The sequence below is a fragment of the Calditerricola yamamurae genome (assembly GCF_054654135.1).
The window spans coordinates 801,199-822,422 of record NZ_BAAIFH010000006.1; the positions used below are offsets into that span (position 1 = coordinate 801,199).

Genomic DNA, 21,224 nt, shown 5'->3' on the forward strand with positions numbered 1-21,224 from the left:
TTCAGACAATCGGCGCCACCAACCGGGATCCGGCCGGCCCTTCCGCTGCCAGCATGCGCGCCTCTCCGATTCGCGCCGCCGAACAGGGCGCACCGAGCAACACCATATCCCCCGCCCGGATGCCACGGCCCAGCCGGCGGGCCTGCTCTGCCGCCCACACCAGCAGTGCCACCGGGTCGCCCAGGTCTGCGATCGTCCCTTCCGCCCACGCGCGCGCATCCAGCGAGACCCGCAGCGCCCCTTCCTGCCGCCACAGCACTTCCGGGGGCAGCACCCGCCCGCTCACCACAACGGCTCCTCCCGAAGCGTTGTCGGCTACCACGTCGGCCGCCGTAAAGCGGTAGCCGTCGTAGATGCTGTCCAGCACATCCACCACCAGTTGCACATAGGCAATGCAAGCCAACAGGTCGCCGGCCCGGAAATCCTCTGGCGGCGTGCGATCAAACACGACTGCCAGTTCCGGTTCCACACGGGGCTGGATGAAGCGGCGGCGCTCGATCGCCTCGCCCGGCTGGATGAGCATCGAACGGTGCAGATGACCGATGATCGGTTCGGAAACCTTCATCTGCTCCTGTTTGGCCCGGCTAATAAGCCCAAGCTTGTAACCGATGACCGGATCGCCATCCGCCTCCCGGGCGCGGGCCAGCTCCACCTGCACCTGATAGGCCTCCTCAAGGGAAAGCGGATGCTCTACTGCAATCGAGCCCCGCGCCGTCAACTGGTGACGGCATTGCCGGATGGTGGTCGCCACGGCGTTTCGGGACATTTCACCTGAACCTCCGTTTGTCCTGTTTTCCCACCGCGCCTCACGGTTCAACGATCAGCTCTCCCGGTGCTGTTTTTGAGCCGTCAAACAGGTTTCCCGCGGGAATCTCGTACAGGACGATGCGGATCTGTTCCGGCTTCGACTGAAGAACCCTTTTCACGACGCCGGCAACCCCCTCAACCAACGCCTGCTTGGTCGCCTGTGAAAACTTTCCGTCTTCCAGGATCACCTCGATAAACGGCATGACGCCCTCCTGATCATATATCTTATACGATCTTACTTGCCTTTATTTTTTGACATATTTGATCCGACGTCACGCCCAAAATTGACGCGAAATTGCGGTTTACAGGCGATCTACAACGATTAGGACGTCCTATCGTCCTTTTTCTCATCTTTTTATGATTTTTTCGTCACATTCCGCAGCGTTTCGCTGCGGGCTCACCGTCGTGCGCAGACCGGGTAAAATGCTTTATAATTACGAAGGGCAACAGCCCAGTCTACGAGCAAGAGGTGTTGGATCATGACCACCGAGTTGAAACTGTCGGTCGTCGATGCGATAAACGAACGCCACAGCGTACGAAAGTATCAAAAGGGTGTGGAGATTCCCAAGAAGGACCTGGAAGAGATCCTTGAGCTGGCAGCGAAAGCTCCGTCCTCCTGGAACCTGCAGCACTGGCGTTACGTGGTGATCACCTCACAGGAGATGAAGGAGAAGATCCTGCCGATCGCTTACAACCAAGAGCAGGTGGTGGATTCCTCGGCCGTTGTCGTCATTCTGGGGGACCTGGAAGCGGACAAAAATGCCGAGGACGTGTACAAACCGGCGCTGGAAGCGGGACAAATCCCCCAGCAGGTATACGATATCCTGCTCGGCCAGATCAAGGGTGCGTATGCCAACAATCCGCAGTTCGCCCGCGATGAGGCGATCCTCAACGCCTCCCTGTCGGCCATGCAGTTGATGCTGGCGGCCAAAGCCAAAGGATATGACACGTGCCCGATGGGCGGGTTCGACCGGCAAAAGCTGATCCAAGCGCTCAACATCCCGCCGCGGTACATCCCGGTGATGCTGATCTCCATCGGCAAAGCGGCCGCTCCAGCCCGCCCGACCAGCCGATTCCCGCTGGAAAAACTGGTCGTCTGGGAGAGCTTCTGACGGTACCCTCAAGGATGCCCGTCCCCCGACGGGCCCTTTTCCTTTCATTTTGCCGGAATAGTTTTTCAACAACGAGGGATGCCGGCTTCTGCAAACAAAATGAAAAAACTTCCTCTGCCCAAAAGCAGAGGAAGTTTTTTGCCTACCGGTGCGCTGTTCTGGCTCGAGGAGACAACGCACCGCCCCGATCACGCGCGCGCCGTCTCCTTGGCCACCACGGGCACGCCTTTCAGCGTGTCCTTGACCGGGCAGACGCGCTGCACATGGTCCAAGAGCGCCTGAATGCGTTCCGACGCCGACGGCGAATCGATCTCGATGTGATAGCGGATCTCCAGAAAACCGGGACGTACGTTGGGGTTCCGTTCGGTAAAGCCGTCGGGATCAAGGTCACCTTCCACTTTCACGCGCACGCCGCGTAGCTCGACGCCGTGCAGCTTGGCAAAGCTGGCAATGAGTACGTTCAGGCAGCCGCCAAGCGCAGCAAGGATCAGCTCCACCGGATTGGGGCCCAAATCGTCGCCGCCCAGGGACGGCGGCTCGTCGATCACCACCTGCTTGTCACGGATGTGGGCTACGGAGCGAACCCCCTCGCCGGTCCATACCACGTCGGAGGAAAACGTTACCTTGGCCATGCATACCTCTCCTTTATATTTTTTAGCCTCAGGGTGAGCGCATCCTCCGCTCACGCCCGGCCAACGTATTCACCGGTTTGCGTGTTCACGATCACCTTATCGCCCACGTCGACGAAGAACGGCACCTGCACGACCAGGCCCGTCTCCAGCTTGGCCGGCTTGGAACCGCCCGATGCCGTATCGCCGCGGATGCCCGGCTCGGTCTCCACCACTTCCAGTTCCACGGTGTTGGGCAGCTGGATCCCGATGGTCTGGCCTTGGAAAATGACGAGGTGCACGTTCATGTTTTCCTTCAGGAAAAGGATTTCCCGCTCGATTTGCTCCTTGTGGAGGGTGATCTGCTCGTAGTTTTCCATGTCCATAAACGTGTACTCGTCGCCACTGGCGTAGAGAAACTGCATCGGTCGCGTTTCGACGTGGGCTTTGTTCACCTTTTCCCCGGCGCGGAAGGTGCGTTCCTGGATCGCCCCGGTGCGCAGGTTGCGCAACTTGGATCGGACAAAGGCCGCTCCCTTGCCCGGTTTCACGTGCATGAATTCAAGCACTTGCCACGGATCGCCGTCCAATTCAATGGTCAATCCGGTACGGAAATCGTTCACCGAAATCATGCGTATGCCCTCCCTAAACGTACGCAAAAAAGTCCTACGTCACCATAATCAGGTCTTTTGGTGCGCGTGTCAAGCATTCGCTCCCCGTGGCCGTCAGGACAACGTCATCCTCAATCCGCACGCCGCCCACGCCGGGGAGGTAAATGCCCGGTTCCACTGTCACGACGGCTCCCGCCGGGAGCGGCTCCTCACTGCGCGCGCTCAAGGACGGCGCCTCGTGCACCTCCAGGCCAATGCCGTGCCCCGTGGAATGGCCGAACTGCTCCCCGTACCCGGCGGCGGCGATCACGTCGCGGCACAGCGCGTCGGCCTCCTTCCCGGTCATGCCCGCCTTCACGTGGGCCACGCCACGCTCCTGCGCCTGCCGGACGATCTCGTAGATCTTCTTTAGCTCTTCCGGTGGCTCGCCCACCGCCACCGTCCGCGTCAGGTCGGAGCAGTATCCCTGGTAAACAGCGCCGAAGTCCAGCGTTACGAGCTCCCCCTTGCCGATAACGCGGTCGGAGGCCACCCCGTGTGGCAGGGCCGAGCGCGGTCCCGAGGCCACAATGATGGGAAAAGCCGCCCGTTCCGCTCCCTGTTTGCGCATGAACGCCTCCAGTTCCCACGCCACTTCCCGCTCGGTGAGACCGGGGCGCAACACGGACAGAATGTGTTCAAAAGCCGCATCGACAATGGCTGCCGCTTTCCGAATGAGGGCCAGTTCCCCGTCGTCCTTCACCACACGCAGCCGCTCGACGAGCCCCATTCCGCCCGTACCCATAGGCACCAGCTCCACCCCTTCCGGCAGCGCCTCGCGGTAAGCGGAATAGGCCGCATAGGTCAGGCGGTGCGCCTCGAAGGCAATCCTCCTGACGCCCCGCTTCTGCGCTTCCTCGGCCACGGTGCGGCCATACGTGGTGTGCGTCACAGGCACCACCCGAAAGTGTGGGGCCTGCTGGGCGGCCTGTTCAACATACCGGGCGTCCGTCAGTAGCAGGGCATCGTCCGGGGTGATCAGCAACGCCCCGGCACTGCCGGTAAACCCGGAAAGGTACCGCCGGTTGGCCTCCCCCGTCACCAGGAGCGCTTCGACCTGCTGCTCGGTCATCAGCGCCCGCAACCGCGCCAAGCGATCCGTCATCGCGACCCCTCCTTCGTTCGCCCGTTCAGATGGTGGATGAGGGCCCTGAGGGCGAGCACGTACCCATAGGGCCCAAACCCGCAAATTTGGCCGAGGGCCACCGGCGCAATGACCGAGACATGGCGGAACGGCTCCCGCGCGTGGATGTTGGACAGGTGCACCTCCACGGTGGGCAGCCCCACGGCGGCGACGGCGTCGCGAATGGCGTAGCTGGTGTGCGTGTACGCGCCCGGGTTCAGAATCAGGCCGTCCCGGTTCCCGCGCGCCTCGTGGATCCAGTCGATGAGCTGTCCCTCGTGGTTCGACTGGCGGCAGTCAACAGATACGCCCAGCTCCGCCGCGGCCCGCTCGATGCGCGCGTTGACCTCAGCCAAGGTTTCCCGCCCGTAATGCTGCGGTTCCCGAACCCCCAACAAGTTCAGGTTGGGGCCATGGAGGACCAAGATGCGGTACATGCCGTTTCTCTCCATCCCATGGGTTTTTACGGAATCCGCTAGCATTGTATCACAGGCCGAACATCCTGAACAGCGGGCGGCTTACGCAACCGCCCCGGGGCACCGGAAGCCGGAAACGTCACGATGCGGTTCGCTCGGCGCGAAAGCGGTCGGACAGTGAATGCCCGACAAACAGCCCGTAGACGAGGAACAGTGCCAGCTCCGTGCTCAACGTGTCGATATCCAGCTGGCGGACGTCCGGCACGAACCCGAGCATGGGGCCGCCGATAAACAAGAGCACCCACAGCACCACCCCCAGCGTCACGCCGCCGCCAATCGGGTTGAGGCGCTCGCCGGCCACCCGGTCGTACAAAACGGCCACGGCCACCGACAGCACCGTCCAGACGGCGATACTCAAGAGCAGCCCGGCCGCCGCGCGACCAAAGGGCTTTCCCATCCCCCACTCGATCCACAGTGCGGGCGAAACCGAGGTAAACCGTAACAAGTACGCCAGGTAGTGAAGGGTGCTAAAGAACAGCCCCCCGGCGATGCCCACCGTCACAGCCGTTCCCCAACGCCCCTCGGCGCGCACCCGCTGGTCCTCTTGCTGCTCGGACGGCATTCCAAGCCGTCGTCGGTCGTCCATGCGGTATCCTCCCTTGCCGGAACGAGTTTCCGTGCGCAGTTTTTCCATAGGGGTAGTATGACCGGCCGGCCACGGACTTACCCCGACCGCGCATCACGGTGGCATCCGGCTGGGCTTCATGATACAATGAAAACAAAATCCAAATGTGGGAAGGTGGGGCGCGTGCGTCGGGAATCGTACGCCACATACGGTGGCCAAGCCGTTATCGAAGGCGTCATGTTTCGCGGCCCTCAGGTTGCCGTCACCGCCATTCGGCGCAGGGATCGCCGGATCGAAACCTTTGAGGTCTTCCTGTCGACCCATCCGACGTGGCAACGTTTGCGCCGCATTCCCTTCCTCCGCGGGATCATCGCCCTCGTCGATGCAGCGGCAAACGGCGTCAAACACCTTCAATTCGCGGCCGAGCGGTACAGCGCCGACGAGGACGGGGAGGCCGCTTCCCGAAGCAAACCGTCGCGGCTCACCCTAATCCTCGGGGTGGCCGTATCCGGTGTGCTGGCGTTCTTTGCCGGAAAAGTGCTCTTTACCGCCATTCCCGCCTTCCTGGCCGGGGTGCTGTTCGACCCCTGGGTGGAAAACCGGCTCCTTAACAACCTGCTGGAAGGCGCGCTGAAGTTGCTGCTCCTGCTCGGGTACTTGGCGGCCATCGGCCAGACCCCGATGGTGAAACGCCTCTTTCAGTACCACGGCGCCGAACACAAGGTGATCAACGCCTATGAGGCTGGAGCTCCGTTAACCGTCCGAAATGTTCAACAATTTTCGACCCTTCACTACCGCTGCGGAAGCAGTTTTGTCCTCTTTACCATTTTGGTCGGCGTGGCCGTCTATTCCTTCTTTCCGTGGGAAACCGTGTGGGAACGCGTTGTGCTTCGCATTGCGCTGCTCCCCGCCGTCATCGGGATCTCCTTTGAAGTGCTGCAGCTGACCAACCGTTGGCGGAACGTGCCGGTTCTGCGATACCTCGGCTATCCAGGACTGTGGTTGCAGAAGCTGACCACGCGCGAGCCCGACGACGAGCAAGTGGAGGTGGCCATCGCCGCGTTTCTGCGCATGCGCGAACTGGAGCAGGCCAAAGGTCAACCGGCCGGAGTTTGTCAAGCGAGGTGAACATGAAGTGGCCGCAAAACCCCAGGCGCTCGTCCTGTTCATCGGCATCCTCGCCGCCATCGGCTTTGCCGTGACGTTCCTGTCCCGCCCGCTAGCTGTCTTCGGCACGCTCGTGGCCCTGGTCCTCGTGGGGTGGCTGCTGACCCGCTCGCAAACACGCGCGCGGCAGGCGGGACGACGATCCCGCCCGCAGCGCAAGGAGAAAGGGCGGGAACGGCCGCTTCGCTGGAAGCGCCGCTCCCGCTCCGACATCCCCTTCCGCGTCATCGAGGGATACAAGGACAGGGACAAACGTGAGCGGCGGCTCCAGTAACGACCGTCTGGACCTTGGGGTTGAGACCGGAAACGTCTCAACCCTTGTTTTTTTCCGCCTCGGGTACAAAAAAATCGGTTGTTGGCAGATGGCCTGCCAACAACCCTGCAATCCGATCGATCCCGTTTCCGCGAAGGGAGACACCTGCCGTCAGGCCTTCTGACGGCGGCGGCTGTACATGTCCACCCACACAGCCAACACCAGGATCGTTCCCTTGACGATGTATTGCCAGAAGGTTTCCAGGTTCATGATGCTCATGCCGTTGTCGAGGCTCGCCATGACCAAGGCACCCAGCACCGCGCCGAGGATCGTTCCCGAACCGCCCATCAGGCTGGTGCCGCCGATCACACAGGCGGCGATGGCGTCGAGCTCGTACATCGTGCCGGCCCCGATCGTGGCCGCGTTGACCCGAGCCGTTAGCACAATCCCGGCGAGGGAAGCCAGCATCCCGCTCAGGACGAAGACGGTGAGGATGCGCCTCCGGATGGGAATTCCCGACAGACGCGCCGCTTCCACGTTGCCCCCGATGGCATACACGTGACGGCCGAACGTCGTCCGACGGGCCAGAAAGGTAAACAGCACGGCCAAGGCCAGCACGAGGACGATGGGGACCGGGATGCCCTTGTACTGGTTCATGAGGAAGACAAACAGCAAAACCAGGGCGGCAATGGCCGTCGTCTTGGCCATGTCAGCGGCCAGCGAGGGAACGGCAAAGCCGTACCGCTGCCGTGCCGCACGCCGGCGGAACGCCGCAACGTACAGGAGCACGACAATCGCGGCGGCGGCCATCCACCCGACGGTCGCCGGAACATACGTCTGGCCGATGGCTTTGAAGCTGTCCTCCAGCGGCGCGACCGTCTGCCCCTTGGTGATGCCCATCAGGATTCCCCGGTAGGCCATCATGCCCCCGAGGGTAACGATGAAGGCGGGCACCGCCTGATAGGCCACCCACCATCCGTGCACGAGGCCGATGACGATGCCCAGCAGGATGGTGACCACCACGACAGGCAGGGTGGGCCACCCGTACCACACTTGCAAAATGGCCGCCACTCCGCCCGTCAGACCGACAATCGACCCGACGGAAAGGTCGATGTGGCCCGCCACAATGACGAATACCATCCCGATGGCCAAAATGGCCGTCACCGACATCTGCAGGAACAGGTTGGACAGGTTGCGGGGCGTCAAAAAGGCATCGTTTAAAAGGGCAAAAAAGACCCAGATGACGACGAGGGCCAGGATCATCGTGTAGGCACGGAGATCGAACCGTCCCACGAGCGCCCGGAGGGAACGCCTTTCCTGGACGAGGGGTTGCGACGGCACCGACGGTTTCATGCGCCAACACCTCCCGTTGCGGCGAGCATAATGTTCTCCTGGGTCGCGTCTTCCCGGTTGAAGGTGGCCACGATGCGCCCTTCGCGCATGACGAGGATGCGGTCGCTCATGCCGAGGATTTCCGGCAGTTCCGACGAGACCATCACGATGGCCACCCCGTGCCGGACCAGTTCGTTCATGAGGGTGTACAGCTCGTATTTGGCCCCGACGTCAATGCCGCGCGTCGGCTCGTCCAGAAGCAGAACTTTGGGCTTTGCGAGCAGCCACTTGCCGAGGACCACCTTCTGCTGGTTGCCCCCACTCAGGGCACCGACGGGCGTCTCCAGCGACGCCGCTTTGATGCGCAACTCCCGGACAGAGGTCTCGGCCGCGCGAATCTCCTCGTTCTCGTTGATCACACCGTAGCGGGACAGCCGTTGCAAATTGGGCATGCTGATGTTCGCCTTGACGTCCATCCCAAGCACGAGGCCGAGTTGCTTTCGATCCTCCGGCACGAGGGCCAACCCGGCAGCAATGGCGTCACGGGGGCTGGCGATCCGGACCCTCGTCCCCTCCACGACGACTTCGCCCTCGGTCCGCCCGGGAAACGCGCCGAACAGGCTGCTGACCAGTTCGGTCCGCCCGGCCCCCATCAGCCCCGCAATGCCGACAATCTCTCCCTTGCGCACGGTAAACGAAACGTTGTCGATCACCCGCTTGCGCGGATTGTGGGGATCATACACGGAAAAATGGCGCACCGACAGCACCACATCTCCCGGATGTCGCGCAACGCGGGGAAAACGCTCCGTCAGTTCCCGCCCGACCATCAGAGCGATGACGCGGTTTTCATCCAATTCGGCGGCCGGGTAGGTTCCCACCGTTTTGCCGTCGCGGAGCACCGTGATGGTGTCGGCCAGCCGGAACACCTCGTTCAGCTTGTGGGAGATGTAGATGCAGGTGACCCCCTTGGCGCGGAGGTCCTCCAACAGGCGCAGGAGCCTTTCGACCTCACTCTCCGTCAGGGCCGCCGTTGGCTCGTCGAGGATGAGGATGTCCGCTCGCTTCGCCAGCGCCTTGGCGATCTCGACGAGCTGCTGCTGGCCGATGCCCAATTGGGCCACCGGCGTGTTGGGGGAAACATCCGAGAGCCCAACGAGATCCAGCCACCGTCGCGCCTCGGCGTACAGACGCGGCTCGTCGATGATCCCATAGCGGGCCGGTTCGCTGCCGAGAAAGAGGTTCTCGGCAACGGACATCCCCTGAACGAGGGCCAGTTCCTGATGAATGATGGCAATGCCCGCCCGCTCGGCGTCCTTGATGCCCTGAAACCGGCGCACTTCCCCGTGGATCACAATTTCCCCTTCGTACGAACCGGCCGGGTAGAAACCGCTCAACACCTTCATCAACGTCGACTTGCCGGCGCCGTTTTCCCCGCACAGGGCGTGGATCTCCCCTTTGCGGACGTTCAAGTTGACATGGTCCAACGCCTTGACGCCGGGAAAGGTTTTGGTGATGTTTCGCATTTCCAGGGCATATGCGTGCATGGCCTCCCTCGCCTCCGTTCCCCGCACCGCGGTCCGCCGCGGCCACGGGCGGAGCGGGGCGGACGCTCCCCGCTCCTTCCCCCGCACAGCCGCGTTCGTCGTTTCAGCCGTTGCCGTCATTGCACCTTCGGCCACTGGTCCCTGGGCACGTTGCGGTAGACGTCCTCGAGCTTGTGGTAGCCGTCCTTGATCACCGTCTCCACCATGTTCTCTTTTGTCACCGCAATCGGTTCCAGGAGGATCGACGGGACGTCAATCTTCCCGTTGTTGACGGTGGCAAACTTGGCTCCCTTCACCGAGCCGGCCAGTTGCTGCACCGTCTCGCCCTTGGCCAACCGGATGGCCAGCTCCGCCACCGTTTCCGCCAACCGTTTGACCGGTTTGTAGACGGTCATTGTTTGCGTCCCTTCCACGATACGCTGGCAGGCCGCCAGCTCCGCGTCTTGGCCCGAAACGGGGATTTTGCCGGCCAACCCTTGGGCGGCGAGGGCCTGGATGACGCCGCCCGCCGTGCCGTCGTTGGCCGCGATGACGGCATCAATCTGGTTGTTGTTGGCCGTCAAGGCATTTTCCATGTTCTTCATAGCGTTCTCCGGCGCCCATTCCTTCGTCCATTGGTCGTAGACGATCTGGATGTCGCCTTTCTCCACCAGCGGCTTGAGCACGTTCAGGTGGCCTTGTTTGAAGAGGTGGGCGTTGTTGTCGGTGTCGGCCCCCTCGATCAGAACATACCGGCCCTTCGGAACGCGCTCGACGATGGCCTTGGCCTGCAGTTCGCCTACCTTAACATTGTCGAAGGACACGTACAGGTCGACGTCGGCGTTGCGAATCAAGCGGTCGTAGGAGATGACCTTGATCCCTTCGGCATGGGCCTTTTCCACCGCCGCGGCGGCCGCTTCGGCGTTGTGCGGCACGATGACCAGCACGTCGATGCCTTGACTGATCATGTTCTCCACTTGGGCCAGTTGGGCGGCATCGTCCCCATTGGCGGCCTGAACGAGAACCTCGGCCCCCAATTCCTCGGCCTTGGCCACGAACAGGTCGCGGTCGCGCTGCCAGCGCTCTTCCTCCAGCGTGTCAAGGGAGAAGCCAATCACGATGTCGTCATCGCCGCCTGCACTTTCCGACCCGTTTTCGCCCGCCGGCACGCCGGTTTGGTTCCCGCACGCCGCCAGCGAGAACACGAGAAGGGTGCACAACGCGAAACGGGTGAGACGGGGAATCGCTTTCATCATTCCGGGTCTCCCTCCTCCTCCGCATGGTAACGCTTTCGATTTTCATTGAACCACGAACATTCCGTCGCTTCCCGCGTCCCGTTCTTTCCTTTTTTTTCGATCGTCTCTGCTTTTTTGTTCTCCCCTGCCCCTCGAGGCAAAAAAACCGGGATGCCCGCACAACGTTGGCGTCATCCCGCATTTTTTTTGCCGTGGTGTCCACCGGGGTGGTCCCGCTCGGAACTTGCCCGTCCATTCCTCACGTCCGGCCGCCAAACCGCTGGCGAAATTCGGTCGGCGTAAGGCCGGTCGCCTTTTTGAACACCCGGCTGAAGTAGTTGGGATCGCGGTAGCCCACCTCGAAACAGATTTCCTTCACGCTGCGCGCGGAGGTTAGCAGCAGCTGCTTGGCCCTCTCGATCCGCACCTGCGTGAGGTAGTCGATGAACGTGAGGCCGACACGCTCCTTGAACAGCTTGCTGAAATAATACGGGCTGAGGTGGACGCGGTTGGCCACCGTTTCGAGGTGGAGGTCGTCATGGAAATGCGTGTCAATAAACGCTTTGGCCTGGTGGATGAGGTCCCGGCCACGCGCAAGGGCGGCGTCCACACCGGCAACACGGTTGACCCGTTGCATCAGCAAGGCGTGGGCCGTCTCGCGGATGTCGGCCACCGTGGCCGCCCCTTCGAAGCACTCAAACGGCGAAACCGATGGCCCCTCGCTCTCGGTCGCACGCGTGAGCACGGCAAACAATTCGATGGCGTAACGCCGGATCGCCTCCGCATCGCCGCCCGACGAGGCTTCCACCTCATCGAAGATCGACGTCAGCAGGGCACGACTCGCCTCGGCGTCGCGGCGGCGTACCGCCTCAAGCAACGCTTTTTCCTTTTCCAGCGGCGGAATGCGGACCGATGCGTCCGCTTCCAGATCCTCGTACATGCGCACGGCTGCCGGTTTGGCCAACACGTCCCGCGAGGCCAACAGGGCCTCGTGGTAGGACGTCCGCAGCCCCTCCAGGGAGGCGTACGCCCGCCCGACACCGGCGAAAACCCGCACCGCGCGCGTCACCTCCTGTGCCGCCAGGCGGTCGAGAAGCCGACGGACGAAGACGGCGGCGTGCGCTTTCCCCGACAGCCCCTTCTGGCGCCGGTCGGCGTCCAGGAGCACGAACAGGGGAAGGTGCCAGCCGATCATCGGGCCCACAAGGCAGCGGAGCAGGCGCTTGGCCTGGCCCTTGACCGCCGTGTACACGTTCCACTTGGCGGCGGCATCGAGGCGCTCCGCCTCCTCGCCCCACAGCCGCAGCACCACGGCGTATCCCGCGTCGATGCGCACGCCCAAGAGCTCGCTCAGTTCCTCCATGGTGATCTCCTGCACCTGGTCGAAAATGACGGAGGCGACCAGTTCCGTCTCCACGAGGGGCAGGACGCGGTAGTAACGCTCCTTGAGCTCGAGGAGCTGGCGACGCTGCCGCCGCTTGTGGGCAACCGCGTCGAGGGCGCGGCGCAGAGCCGCCACCATTTCCTCCGGCTTGCTGGGCTTGAGCACGTACTCGCGCACGCCGAGGGAAAGGGCCTGGCGCGCGTAGTCGAAGGTGTCATAGGCCGAGACCACGATCACCTGCGCATCGGGGAGGATCGTCCGAATCTCGCGGACCGCCTCCAAGCCGTCGATTCCGGGCATCTTGATGTCCATCGTGATGATGTCGGGGCGCAAGCGCTCGGCTTTCTCGATCGCTTCCCGTCCATTCGCTGCTTCCTCCAGCACCGTCACCTCGGGTACGTGCCGGCGGACAATCATCCGGAGGGCTTCGCGTTCAATGCCCTCGTCGTCAACGATGAGGAGCCGATACATGACCCTCCCTCCTCTCCTCCATCGCGGATCGTTCGGTGGGGAAGCACCAGGCGTACCGTCGTCCCGCTCCCCGGCGTGGCGTGAATCTCCATCACGTCGTCCCGCCCGTAAAAGAGGCGCAGCCGGTCGCGGACGTTGGCCAGGCCAATGCCGGTAGAATGGCCCGTTTGCCTTTCCCCTGCCGGGGGCTCCTCACCGCTGGTGAGGGCCGCAAGGGTGGCCTCATCCATGCCCACGCCATTGTCGGCCACCTCCACCACCACCCCGTTCGCCGCGCGCCGCACGGTCAGCCGGATACGCCCGTTGCGCTCCAACGGCTCAATTCCGTGGATGAAGGCATTCTCCACCAGCGGCTGTAGGGTGAGGGAGGGGACCGCCTGCCGCAGGCATCCCGGGTCGACGTCGAACTCCACGGCAACGCGGTCACCAAACCGCGTTTTCTGGATGAAGCAGTAGTCCTTCACGTGACGGAGCTCCTCCTCCAATGTCACCGGCCGGTCCAGCCCGCGCAGCGAGTAGCGCAGCAGACCGGAGACGGCGACAATCAGCTCGCTTGTCCGCTCCGCTCCTTCCAGGTAGGCCATCCTGGCCACCGTGTTGAGGGTGTTGAACAAAAAGTGCGGATTGATCTGGTTCTGAAGGCTTCTGAGCTCGATCTCCTTGAGCAGGCGGTCCATTTCGACGGCCTTGAGCTGATGCGCGTGCAAGGCCTTCTCCAGCTCCGCTTTCTGCTTCATCTCGTCGATCAGCCGGCGCAAACTGTCGCGCATGCGGTTGAATGCCTCGGCGAGCAAGGCCACTTCGTCACGGGTGGGCACCTCCACCACCGGGCCATCCAGCTTCCCTTGCGAGATCTCCTTGGCGGCAAGGGCCAAGCGGCGGATCGGACGCGCAATCCCGCGCGCAAACAGGTAGGCGAAAAGGACGCTCAAGAACAGGGTGGCCCCGAACACGAGCGCGCCCATGGTTTCGTAGGCGCGGTGGGTGTCGCGCAGCTGGGCATACACCTGGTGGTAGGCGGTGAGCTCCCGATCGATCAACTGCAGGGTGGTTTCCAGTATGTACAGGGCAATGTTCTGCGCTTCCCGGTAGTGGTCCGAATAGCGGTCGATATCCCCCTCGGCAAAGACGCGCAGCGTCTGGTCGGTTTCCTCAATCAAGCTGGTAATCAGGTTGCGGTAATTTTTCACCGTCACCCAATTTTCCGGTGTCGCCAGCGTACGCGTGAGCGCGTTCTGGTCGGCTAGGAGCACGCGTTTGTGCTGCTCATACTCCCGCAGAATGTGGGGCGACTTGTCCACCAGATAGGCGTTCAGGGCCTGCATCAGGAGCTGCGTGCGCTGCGAGATTTCGTTTACCAGCAAGAAACGCTGCACAATGGTGTCGTACAGGGCGATCGACCTTTGGGTGCCGTAGTGGAGGAGGGCGAATACGCCGGACAACAACAACAGCAGGGCCAAAAAAAAGGCCAGCAACTTGCTCTGGATGGTCTTCATGGCCGATCCGCCTCGCTTTCCCGGGAGGCCGCGGCGCGGTGGAGGGCCAGCGTGTCGCGCGTGAGGATGTACGTGTCCGTGTAGGTGAGGGGCGGCACCGGTTTGCCTTCCAGCGCGTCAACCAACAGGTGCACGCTGCGGTAGCCCATGGCATAGGGGGCTTGCACCACCGTGGCGGTAATGACGCCTTTCTCGATGTACGCCAGCGTCTCGGCCAGGTCATCAAAGGCGATCACCGTCACGCGGCCCGCAAGTCCCCTCTTCTCCAACACCTCCGCGATGCCCAACCCGTCCAGCGCGCTGGTGCCGACCAGTGCCGTGAGATCCGGGTGGTCCTTCAACATGCGCTCGGCCCTTTCCGCGGCATAGATGCGGCTGATGTTGGACGACTCGACGGCGACCACGCGGATCCCCGGTGCATGCTTGACGGCGTCACGGAATCCTTTCAGGCGCTGAATCATATTCTCGGCCTCAAAACTTCCGGTGATGACGCCAACGGTGGCCTTCCCACCGGTGGCCCGGATCAGCGCCTGCCCCGCCTGCACGCCCGCTCGGTAATTGTCGCTGCCCACGTAGGCGAGGCGTTTCGTCGCGGGCGCGTCGGTGTCGATGGTGATGACGGGGATGCCCTTCTCACGGGCCTTATTGATCACCGGGGCAAAGGCCTTCTCCGTCAGGGCCTGGGTGATGATCCCGTCGACGCGGGACGCGATCGCCATGTCGAGCAGTTTGACGTGCTCCTCGATGTCCGTCTGCACGGGACCGCGTACCTCGATGAAGGCGTTGCGCTCCCGCGCCGCCGCTTCGGCGCCGGCTTGCACCTTCTGCCAATAGGGATTGCCGCGCTCCTGGGCGATCAACACGATGTGGAAACGCGGCGCAGGCAAGACGGTCGCCCGCGGAACGGGGTCATCGCGCAACACGCCGACGGCCAGGGCGATCACGCCGGCCACCGCAACACACGAGACGAGCGCACACAAGGCCCAAAGCGCCTTTCTGTCCATGGCCATGCCACCCCCGCCGATTCGATGCACCGTGTTCACCGTGGGCCGCGACGATGCGGTCCGGTTTTGCGCCGTCGGTTTTGTCAACTTCATTATAAAATTCAGTACCGGCATCCAAAAAAAGCACGACTGCGCCGTCGGCAGTCGTTTCCTCGACACGCACCGGACTCCCCTCCCTTGCCCCAACCCCACGTTACACCAACACCGAATCGGTGCGGTACACCCGCACGTAGCGCTCGAAATCCCAGCGGGACAGAAACCGGCTCGCCGCCTGTACGCCCGCCTGGTACAGGTTCTCCTTGTCCGCATCGGTCAAGTCAAACTGCGTGGTGCGGATGCCGCAGTCGGAGATGAAAATGGTGCGGACGGCGTCAGCCTTCTCGACATACCGCTTGTCGTGGGCTTCGAGCATCGTGTAGATGAGCGCCTTCACGTAGGACACGGGCCCGGTGATGGTGCGCGCCTGCCCCTCATGCTTCGCCACCATGCGGAAGCCAAAGGTCGGCCACCGCGGCCGGCCTTTGACGTCAAACAACCACACGGGAAAATTGCTGAGCAGGCCGCCATCGACAAACACGATGCGCCGGCGGCCGGTGGTGAGGATCACCGGATCAAAGGCAAAGGGCAGGCTGCCGCTCATCCGCACGGCGCGGGCAACGGGAAAGCGTTGCGGATCGACGCCGTACTGTGGAAGGTCGTCCGGTAGCACCACCACCCGACCGTTGGTAATATCTGAAGCCACCAAACGCAACTTGCCCGCCGGCAGATCGCCAAAGGTAACCACCCCCTTTTGCTTGAGCGTCCGGTACGTCCATGCCTCCAGGTACTGTCCGGTATACAGGCCAAGGCGACGCCAGAAGCGCAGGGCCACACCGATGCGCCCCCACCGGTGCCATACCGTGGGCGCCTTCAAGCTGGGGAAAGAAAATTCTTTCAAAAGATTCTGCATCTCTTGTGCCTGGTACCCGGCGGCCAACAGGGCGGCCACCAATCCTCCACCCGACGTGCCGGCCACCCGTTCCCATGTGTATCCGTTTCGCTCCAGCTCCGCCACAGCTCCCACAAAGCCGATGGCCTTCACCCCGCCACCCTCAAACACCGCGTCTGCGCGCATACGCCTCCCCCCTGGCAAAAAAACCCGTCAGCCTTCGAGGCTCGACGGGTTTGCTTCGCCCGAGTCCATCTCCTGCTCGTCCGCTTCCTTGAGCCGGCGCAATTCCTGGATTCGCTCGGGATTTGCTTTGAAGTACTGCACAAGGTAGCCGATGCAGGTGATGGAATCCCAGCTGAGGTGATGTTCAATCCCTTCGACATCGGCGTAGATCTGGTCCTCATTGACGCCGATGATGCGCAGGAATTCCTCGAGAAGCGCGTGGCGGTCAACCAGGCGCTTGCCGATCTTCCGCCCCTTGGGCGTCAGCACGAGGCCGCGGTATTTCTCGTAGACGAGGTATTTGCGCTGGTCCAGCTTTTGCACCATCTTGGTGACCGACGAGGGATGCACTTCCAACGCCTCGGCGATGTCGGACACACGGGCGTATCCCTTCTCCTCAATCAGGCGGTAAATGCGTTCCAGGTAGTCTTCCATGCTGGGCGTCGGCACGATCATCCCTCACTTCCTCGCCGGTCTTGCTACACGCAAATCGATCATAGCGGTTTTTCTTGCAAACATCAACCCGTTCACCAAATTGTACCCAAACCCGCCTTGTCATGCTCGCGATCCGCGCGCATTCCTCCGGCGTCGCCGCCGTCGAGACGTCGCCGTTTCTCCCATGTTTATGCACGCCACCGCATCGTTCGCGCGCTTCATTTCGTTGGCGGGAACAACCGCGCCAGCGCGTCGCGATACGCGGCAAAGTCGTTGGCCGAAAAGAGCACCATGCACACCTCGTCAAAAGCGTCGGGATGCGCCGCCACAAAGTCGGCGATGGCCTTCAGGGCGATCGGCGCCGCCCGGTCGATGGGGAACCGGTAGGCGCCGGTGCTGATCGACGGGAAGGCCACCGTCCGCGCCCCGCAGGCGATAGCCTGCCGCAGGCTGTTTTGGTACGCCCGGCGAAGCGTTTCGTCTTCCCCCGCCGTGCCTCCCTGCCAGATGGGACCCACGGCGTGAATGACGTGCCGCGCCGGAAGGTTGCCACCGCTCGTCACCACCGCCTCCCCCGGCGGGCACTCGCCTTGCCGTTCGCGAATCGCGCGGCATTCCTCGGCAATCACCGGTCCGCCGGCACGGTGGATGGCCCCGTCGACCCCGCCTCCGCCGGCAAGATGGCGATTGGCGGCATTGACAATCGCGTCCACCGCCTGCTGGGTGATATCGCCCTGGACGAGGCGGAGCACCGTCTTGCCAATCTGCACCTGCTCCATCTCCATCCCCCGTTCCTCATGTGGCCTTTTCTCCTTTTATCATAGCGAAAGGGGCAGCCGCTAAAAAACCTCTGTTCCGCCAGAGGGAACAGAGGTTGGACCACCGCGTCACGAGACGGACATCTTCAGCTTTTTCAGTTCCGGCAGCAGTTTCTCGTTCAAGATGCGGATGTAGGTGCCCTTCATGCCCAGGGAGCGCGATTCGATGACCCCCGCGCTTTCCAGCTTGCGCAGGGCATTGACAATCACCGAGCGGGTGATGCCGGCGCGATCGGCAATCTTGCTGGCAACAAGGAACCCTTCCTTACCCTCCAGCTCTTCGAAGATGTGCTCCACGGCGGCCAGCTCGCTGTAGGAAAGGGTCTCCAGGGCCAGCTGGACCATGGCCCGGCTGCGCGCCTCTTCCTCAATTTTCTCCGCCCGCTCGCGCAAGATCTCTGTCCCGACTACCGTCGCCCCATACTCGGCGAGGATGAGGTCATCCTCCGTAAACGGTTGGCTGATCCGCCCCAAAACGAGTACCCCCAGGTGGTCACCGCCGCCGACAATGGGCACGATCGTCGTCCAGCCTTCCGAAATCACGTCGCGCAGCTCCACGGGGAAGACGGTCAGTTCATGCGCAATGGGGATGTTGGGCGTCGTCTCCTCCACCTTCATCGCCTTGCGCACGTACTCTTCCGGAAACTGCCGTTCCTCCAGCATGCGGCGCAGGCGCTCGTTGTCGATTTCCTGGGCAATCGCATATCCGAGCATCTTCCCTGTCCGGTTCAGCACGAACACGTTGGCCGACAGCACGTCGCGCAGCACGTCAGCCATCTCCATAAAGTTGACGGGATGCCCTCCGGTTTTTTGGAGCAAACGGTTAATTTTGCGTGTTTTCTGGAGCAAGCTCATCTTCCACTTCAACCTCCATGAATGAATTTCCAGAAACATCTCATAACCTGTTTTTAGCATTATGACCATTTTGCTTCGTTTTCATTCCACACAAAACGGCACCTGACGGCAACGCCATCAGATGCCGGATTGCGCCACATTCAGTTGCACTTGGCGTAGCCGCAGGCCACGCAGCGCTTGCATCCTTCTTCAGCGATCAGCGCCGCCGCGCCGCACTCGGGGCAAAGGTCGGCTTCCACGGCCAGATCGCCGTCTTCGTCGCGCACAGGCGCGTATCCGGCATAGCCGGTGGCTTCCTCTCCCGCGTTGCTGCTTTCCTCGGCTGCCTCCTCCGCCGTGCCGCTGAGGTGCAACTCGAGGGCCTTGGCCACGGCGTCGGGGATCGACTCGACGCGGTTGGGCCCGAAGCCGACGGCACCGGATCCGCCGATGCCCTTCAAGTGCTTGATCAGGAGGCGCGCCTTGTTGCCGTCGGGGAGCTCCCCAAAGCGCAAAAACAGCGTCGACACACGGCCAAGGGCCTCCGACATGGCAAAGACGTCGCTGCCGGCTTTGCCGACGTTGACAATCACCTCAAAGGGTTTGCCGTCGACGTCGTTAATCGTGATGTACGCCTTGCCGAGGGGCGTGTTCATCTTGTACGTCGCCCCGCGCAGCACCTTCGGTCGACGGCGGTACGCTTTGACATCGCCTGTGCCGCCGGCGGCCGCACCCTTCTCTTCCTTCGCCTTATCGTCCTTCTTCTTCGTGTGCAGCACCTGGGCGTCGCGGCTGCCGTCGCGGTAAATGGTCACGCCCTTGCAACCAAGGTCGTAGGCCAGCTCGTACAGCTTCTTTGTCTCCTCAATGGTGAAGTCGGCCGGGGCGTTGGCCGTCTTGGAAATGGAGCTGTCCACCCACTTTTGGATGGCCGCCTGCACGCGGATGTGGTCCTCCGCCGTCAGGTCCATCGCCGTCACGAAGTAGTCGGGCAGCGGTTCGCCCGGGTGCTGATCCATCCATTCCTTGGCGATGGGCACGTACTGTTTGTCGAAACCGAGGCGGCTCTGCCGGTAGTACTCGAAGGCGTAGAAGGGCTCGATGCCCGTCGACGTGCCGACCATCGTCCCCGTCGAACCGGTCGGGGCCTGGGTCAACAGCGTCACGTTGCGGATGCCGCGGGTGCGGATGGCCTCCTTCACGTCGTCCTCAAACTGCTGGACGAAGCGGCTCTGCAGGAACTTCTCGGCGTCGAATTTGGGGAAGGGCCCCTTCTCGGCGGCGATCTCCGTCGACGCGAGGTACGCCTCTCGGGCAATGAAGTGGTACAGCTTGTCCAGGAACGCGAGGCACTCCTCGCTGCCGTAGCGGATCTTCAGGCGGATGAGCATCTCCGCCAGGCCCATCGTGCCCAGGCCGACGCGCCGCTCGCCCTTCTGGTTCTCCTCGTTCTCCTTGAAGTGATACGGGGTGATGTCGATGACGTTGTCAAGGAAGCGCACGGCGTAGCGAACGCACTCCCCGAGGGCCTCCCAGTCCACCTCGCCATCCTTCACAAACTTGGCCAGGTTGATGTGGCCGAGGTTGCACACGCCCCACGCCGGCAGGCCCTGTTCACCGCATGGGTTGGTGCATATGATCGGGTTGTAGTACCAGCTGTTCGACATCTTGTTGTAATAGTCGATAAACACGACCCCCGGCTCGGCGCTGCGCCAGGCCGACTCGATGATTGTATGCCACACGTCGCGGGCGCGCACCGTCTTGTACACCTGGATCGGCTTGCCGAGAGCCTTCCATTTCTCCAGGTTGCCGTCCCACACCTCGTCGTAGTCGGGGTCGGACGTGTCGGGGAAGACCAGATGCCACTCCTTGTCTTCCTTCACCGCCTGCATGAAGGCGTCGCTGATGCAGACGGACAGGTTGGCGTTCGTGAGCAGGCCCATCTGCGTCTTGACGGTGATGAACTCGAGAAGATCGGGATGCCAGTCGTTAAGCATGAGCATGAGCGCGCCGCGGCGCGACCCGCCCTGTTCGATGAGACCGGTGGTGTAGCTGAACAGGCCGCCCCACGACACGGCGCCGCTCGAGGAACCGTTGACGCCGCGCACAAGGGCCCGGCGCGGGCGTAGCGACGACAGGTTGATGCCCACACCGCCCCCGCGGGACATGATCTCCGTCATCTGCGTCAGCGTCTCCATGATCCCGCCTCGGGAGTCCTTCGGCGAGGGCAGCACATAGCAGTTGAACAGGGTCAGCTCCTCCGTCACCCCGGCGCCGGCCAGGATGCGCCCGCCGGGCACCATCTTCCAGTCGTCGAGAAGGTAGCGGAACTTCTCCTCCCACTCGGCACGCTTTTCCGGCGCCTCGGCGGCGGCAACGGCCTTGGCGATGCGGTCCCACATCTGATCGGGCGTCGTCTCCAGCGGCTTGACCAGTTTCTCCTTGTCGACAACGATTTCCTGGCCGCTGCGAAGGCGTACGCGAACCTGCTCGCGCACGACGCCCCTGACCGCGTCCCCCGTCAGGCCCACCTCGATCACTTCGCCCACTTCTTTTTGCGGAAAGCGCGGGTCGTCCTTTGTCAGCACAAGCACCGTATCGCCCGGTTCGAGCCGTTCCGGCTTCAAATCCTTGCGCGCGTAGCGGTCGAGGAAGATTTTCTCGCTCAGCCCTTCCAGGCGAACCGTCTTGCGCTCGAATTTCCGCGTCAGCGTGCTCTTCTCCATGCGGGCACCCTCCAGGATCAAGATAATGACCGGGTCGGCACCGGTCGGTGAT

At 62.6% G+C, this 21,224-nt stretch carries 21 protein-coding genes; 3 read left to right on the plus strand and 18 right to left on the minus strand.

Going from position 1 to position 21,224, the window contains the following annotated elements; translation table 11 throughout:
- Position 1: 1 nt before the first annotated feature.
- On the minus strand, positions 2-766 hold the full coding sequence (locus ACYQ0Z_RS10350) for a 2-keto-4-pentenoate hydratase (protein ID WP_459867688.1): 765 nt from the start codon (positions 764-766) through the stop codon (positions 2-4).
- A 40-nt stretch (positions 767-806) separates the two neighbouring features.
- Positions 807-1,010, minus strand: coding sequence for a tautomerase family protein (locus ACYQ0Z_RS10355; protein ID WP_459867691.1), 204 nt, complete (start codon positions 1,008-1,010; stop codon positions 807-809).
- Between the two features lie 276 nt (positions 1,011-1,286).
- Here ACYQ0Z_RS10355 and ACYQ0Z_RS10360 point away from each other — a divergent pair, with 276 nt between their 5' ends.
- Positions 1,287-1,919 (plus strand): nitroreductase family protein, encoded by a 633-nt coding sequence (locus ACYQ0Z_RS10360; RefSeq protein ID WP_459867694.1) that lies wholly within the window; start codon positions 1,287-1,289, stop codon positions 1,917-1,919.
- A 188-nt stretch (positions 1,920-2,107) separates the two neighbouring features.
- Here the strand turns inward: ACYQ0Z_RS10360 and ACYQ0Z_RS10365 are convergent, their stop codons facing one another.
- The 5 genes from ACYQ0Z_RS10365 to ACYQ0Z_RS10385 all read right to left on the minus strand — a co-directional run bounded on the left by ACYQ0Z_RS10365 (position 2,108) and on the right by ACYQ0Z_RS10385 (position 5,362).
- The gene (locus ACYQ0Z_RS10365; protein ID WP_459867697.1) at positions 2,108-2,551 is read right to left on the minus strand and encodes an OsmC family protein; all 444 of its coding nucleotides are present in this window, start codon (positions 2,549-2,551) and stop codon (positions 2,108-2,110) included.
- Positions 2,552-2,601: 50 nt separating this feature from the next.
- Positions 2,602-3,159 carry an elongation factor P gene (efp, locus tag ACYQ0Z_RS10370; RefSeq protein ID WP_459867700.1) on the minus strand — a complete coding sequence of 186 codons (558 nt, stop codon included), beginning with the start codon at positions 3,157-3,159 and terminating at the stop codon, positions 2,602-2,604.
- Positions 3,160-3,193: 34 nt separating this feature from the next.
- Positions 3,194-4,282: a M24 family metallopeptidase gene (locus ACYQ0Z_RS10375; protein ID WP_459867703.1), complete on the minus strand. Its 1,089-nt coding sequence runs from the start codon at positions 4,280-4,282 to the stop codon at positions 3,194-3,196.
- Positions 4,279-4,737, minus strand: coding sequence for a type II 3-dehydroquinate dehydratase (gene aroQ, locus ACYQ0Z_RS10380; protein WP_459867706.1), 459 nt, complete (start codon positions 4,735-4,737; stop codon positions 4,279-4,281). Before aroQ ends, ACYQ0Z_RS10375 begins: the two co-directional genes overlap by 4 nt.
- Positions 4,738-4,855: 118 nt before the next feature.
- On the minus strand, positions 4,856-5,362 hold the full coding sequence (locus ACYQ0Z_RS10385) for a YqhR family membrane protein (protein WP_459867709.1): 507 nt from the start codon (positions 5,360-5,362) through the stop codon (positions 4,856-4,858).
- Positions 5,363-5,524: 162 nt separating this feature from the next.
- Here ACYQ0Z_RS10385 and ACYQ0Z_RS10390 point away from each other — a divergent pair, with 162 nt between their 5' ends.
- Together ACYQ0Z_RS10390 and ACYQ0Z_RS10395 are read left to right on the plus strand one after the other, a co-directional pair.
- Complete coding sequence (locus ACYQ0Z_RS10390; RefSeq protein ID WP_459867712.1) at positions 5,525-6,469, plus strand: DUF1385 domain-containing protein; 945 nt, start codon at positions 5,525-5,527, stop codon at positions 6,467-6,469.
- A 7-nt stretch (positions 6,470-6,476) separates the two neighbouring features.
- A complete protein-coding gene (locus tag ACYQ0Z_RS10395; protein ID WP_459867715.1) occupies positions 6,477-6,782 on the plus strand; it encodes a hypothetical protein in 306 nt (101 codons plus the stop codon).
- A gap of 150 nt (positions 6,783-6,932) precedes the next feature.
- On the opposite strand, the gene ACYQ0Z_RS10400 is transcribed toward ACYQ0Z_RS10395, so the two are convergent.
- The 11 genes from ACYQ0Z_RS10400 to ACYQ0Z_RS10450 all read right to left on the minus strand — a co-directional run bounded on the left by ACYQ0Z_RS10400 (position 6,933) and on the right by ACYQ0Z_RS10450 (position 21,172).
- The gene (locus tag ACYQ0Z_RS10400; RefSeq protein ID WP_459867718.1) at positions 6,933-8,114 is read right to left on the minus strand and encodes a sugar ABC transporter permease; all 1,182 of its coding nucleotides are present in this window, start codon (positions 8,112-8,114) and stop codon (positions 6,933-6,935) included.
- Complete coding sequence (locus tag ACYQ0Z_RS10405; protein ID WP_459867721.1) at positions 8,111-9,637, minus strand: xylose ABC transporter ATP-binding protein; 1,527 nt, start codon at positions 9,635-9,637, stop codon at positions 8,111-8,113. Before ACYQ0Z_RS10405 ends, ACYQ0Z_RS10400 begins: the two co-directional genes overlap by 4 nt.
- A 116-nt stretch (positions 9,638-9,753) precedes the next feature.
- Positions 9,754-10,869 (minus strand): D-xylose ABC transporter substrate-binding protein, encoded by a 1,116-nt coding sequence (gene xylF, locus ACYQ0Z_RS10410; protein WP_459868893.1) that lies wholly within the window; start codon positions 10,867-10,869, stop codon positions 9,754-9,756.
- Between the two features lie 241 nt (positions 10,870-11,110).
- Positions 11,111-12,706, minus strand: coding sequence for a response regulator transcription factor (locus ACYQ0Z_RS10415; RefSeq protein WP_459867724.1), 1,596 nt, complete (start codon positions 12,704-12,706; stop codon positions 11,111-11,113).
- Positions 12,649-14,202, minus strand: a complete 1,554-nt coding sequence (locus tag ACYQ0Z_RS10420; RefSeq protein ID WP_459867727.1) for a sensor histidine kinase — start codon at positions 14,200-14,202, stop codon at positions 12,649-12,651. The genes ACYQ0Z_RS10415 and ACYQ0Z_RS10420 overlap by 58 nt, the downstream gene beginning before the upstream one ends.
- A complete protein-coding gene (locus ACYQ0Z_RS10425) occupies positions 14,199-15,206 on the minus strand; it encodes a sugar-binding protein (protein ID WP_459867730.1) in 1,008 nt (335 codons plus the stop codon). The genes ACYQ0Z_RS10420 and ACYQ0Z_RS10425 overlap by 4 nt, the downstream gene beginning before the upstream one ends.
- A gap of 193 nt (positions 15,207-15,399) precedes the next feature.
- The gene (locus ACYQ0Z_RS10430) at positions 15,400-16,320 is read right to left on the minus strand and encodes a patatin-like phospholipase family protein (protein WP_459867733.1); all 921 of its coding nucleotides are present in this window, start codon (positions 16,318-16,320) and stop codon (positions 15,400-15,402) included.
- Positions 16,321-16,347: 27 nt separating this feature from the next.
- Positions 16,348-16,809 carry a transcriptional regulator MntR gene (mntR, locus tag ACYQ0Z_RS10435; protein WP_459868896.1) on the minus strand — a complete coding sequence of 154 codons (462 nt, stop codon included), beginning with the start codon at positions 16,807-16,809 and terminating at the stop codon, positions 16,348-16,350.
- A 203-nt stretch (positions 16,810-17,012) separates the two neighbouring features.
- A complete protein-coding gene (locus tag ACYQ0Z_RS10440; protein WP_459867736.1) occupies positions 17,013-17,579 on the minus strand; it encodes an O-acetyl-ADP-ribose deacetylase in 567 nt (188 codons plus the stop codon).
- A gap of 102 nt (positions 17,580-17,681) precedes the next feature.
- Complete coding sequence (codY, locus tag ACYQ0Z_RS10445; protein ID WP_459867739.1) at positions 17,682-18,467, minus strand: GTP-sensing pleiotropic transcriptional regulator CodY; 786 nt, start codon at positions 18,465-18,467, stop codon at positions 17,682-17,684.
- A 140-nt stretch (positions 18,468-18,607) separates the two neighbouring features.
- The gene (locus ACYQ0Z_RS10450; protein WP_459867742.1) at positions 18,608-21,172 is read right to left on the minus strand and encodes an adenosylcobalamin-dependent ribonucleoside-diphosphate reductase; all 2,565 of its coding nucleotides are present in this window, start codon (positions 21,170-21,172) and stop codon (positions 18,608-18,610) included.
- Between the last annotated feature and the right edge of the window lie 52 nt (positions 21,173-21,224).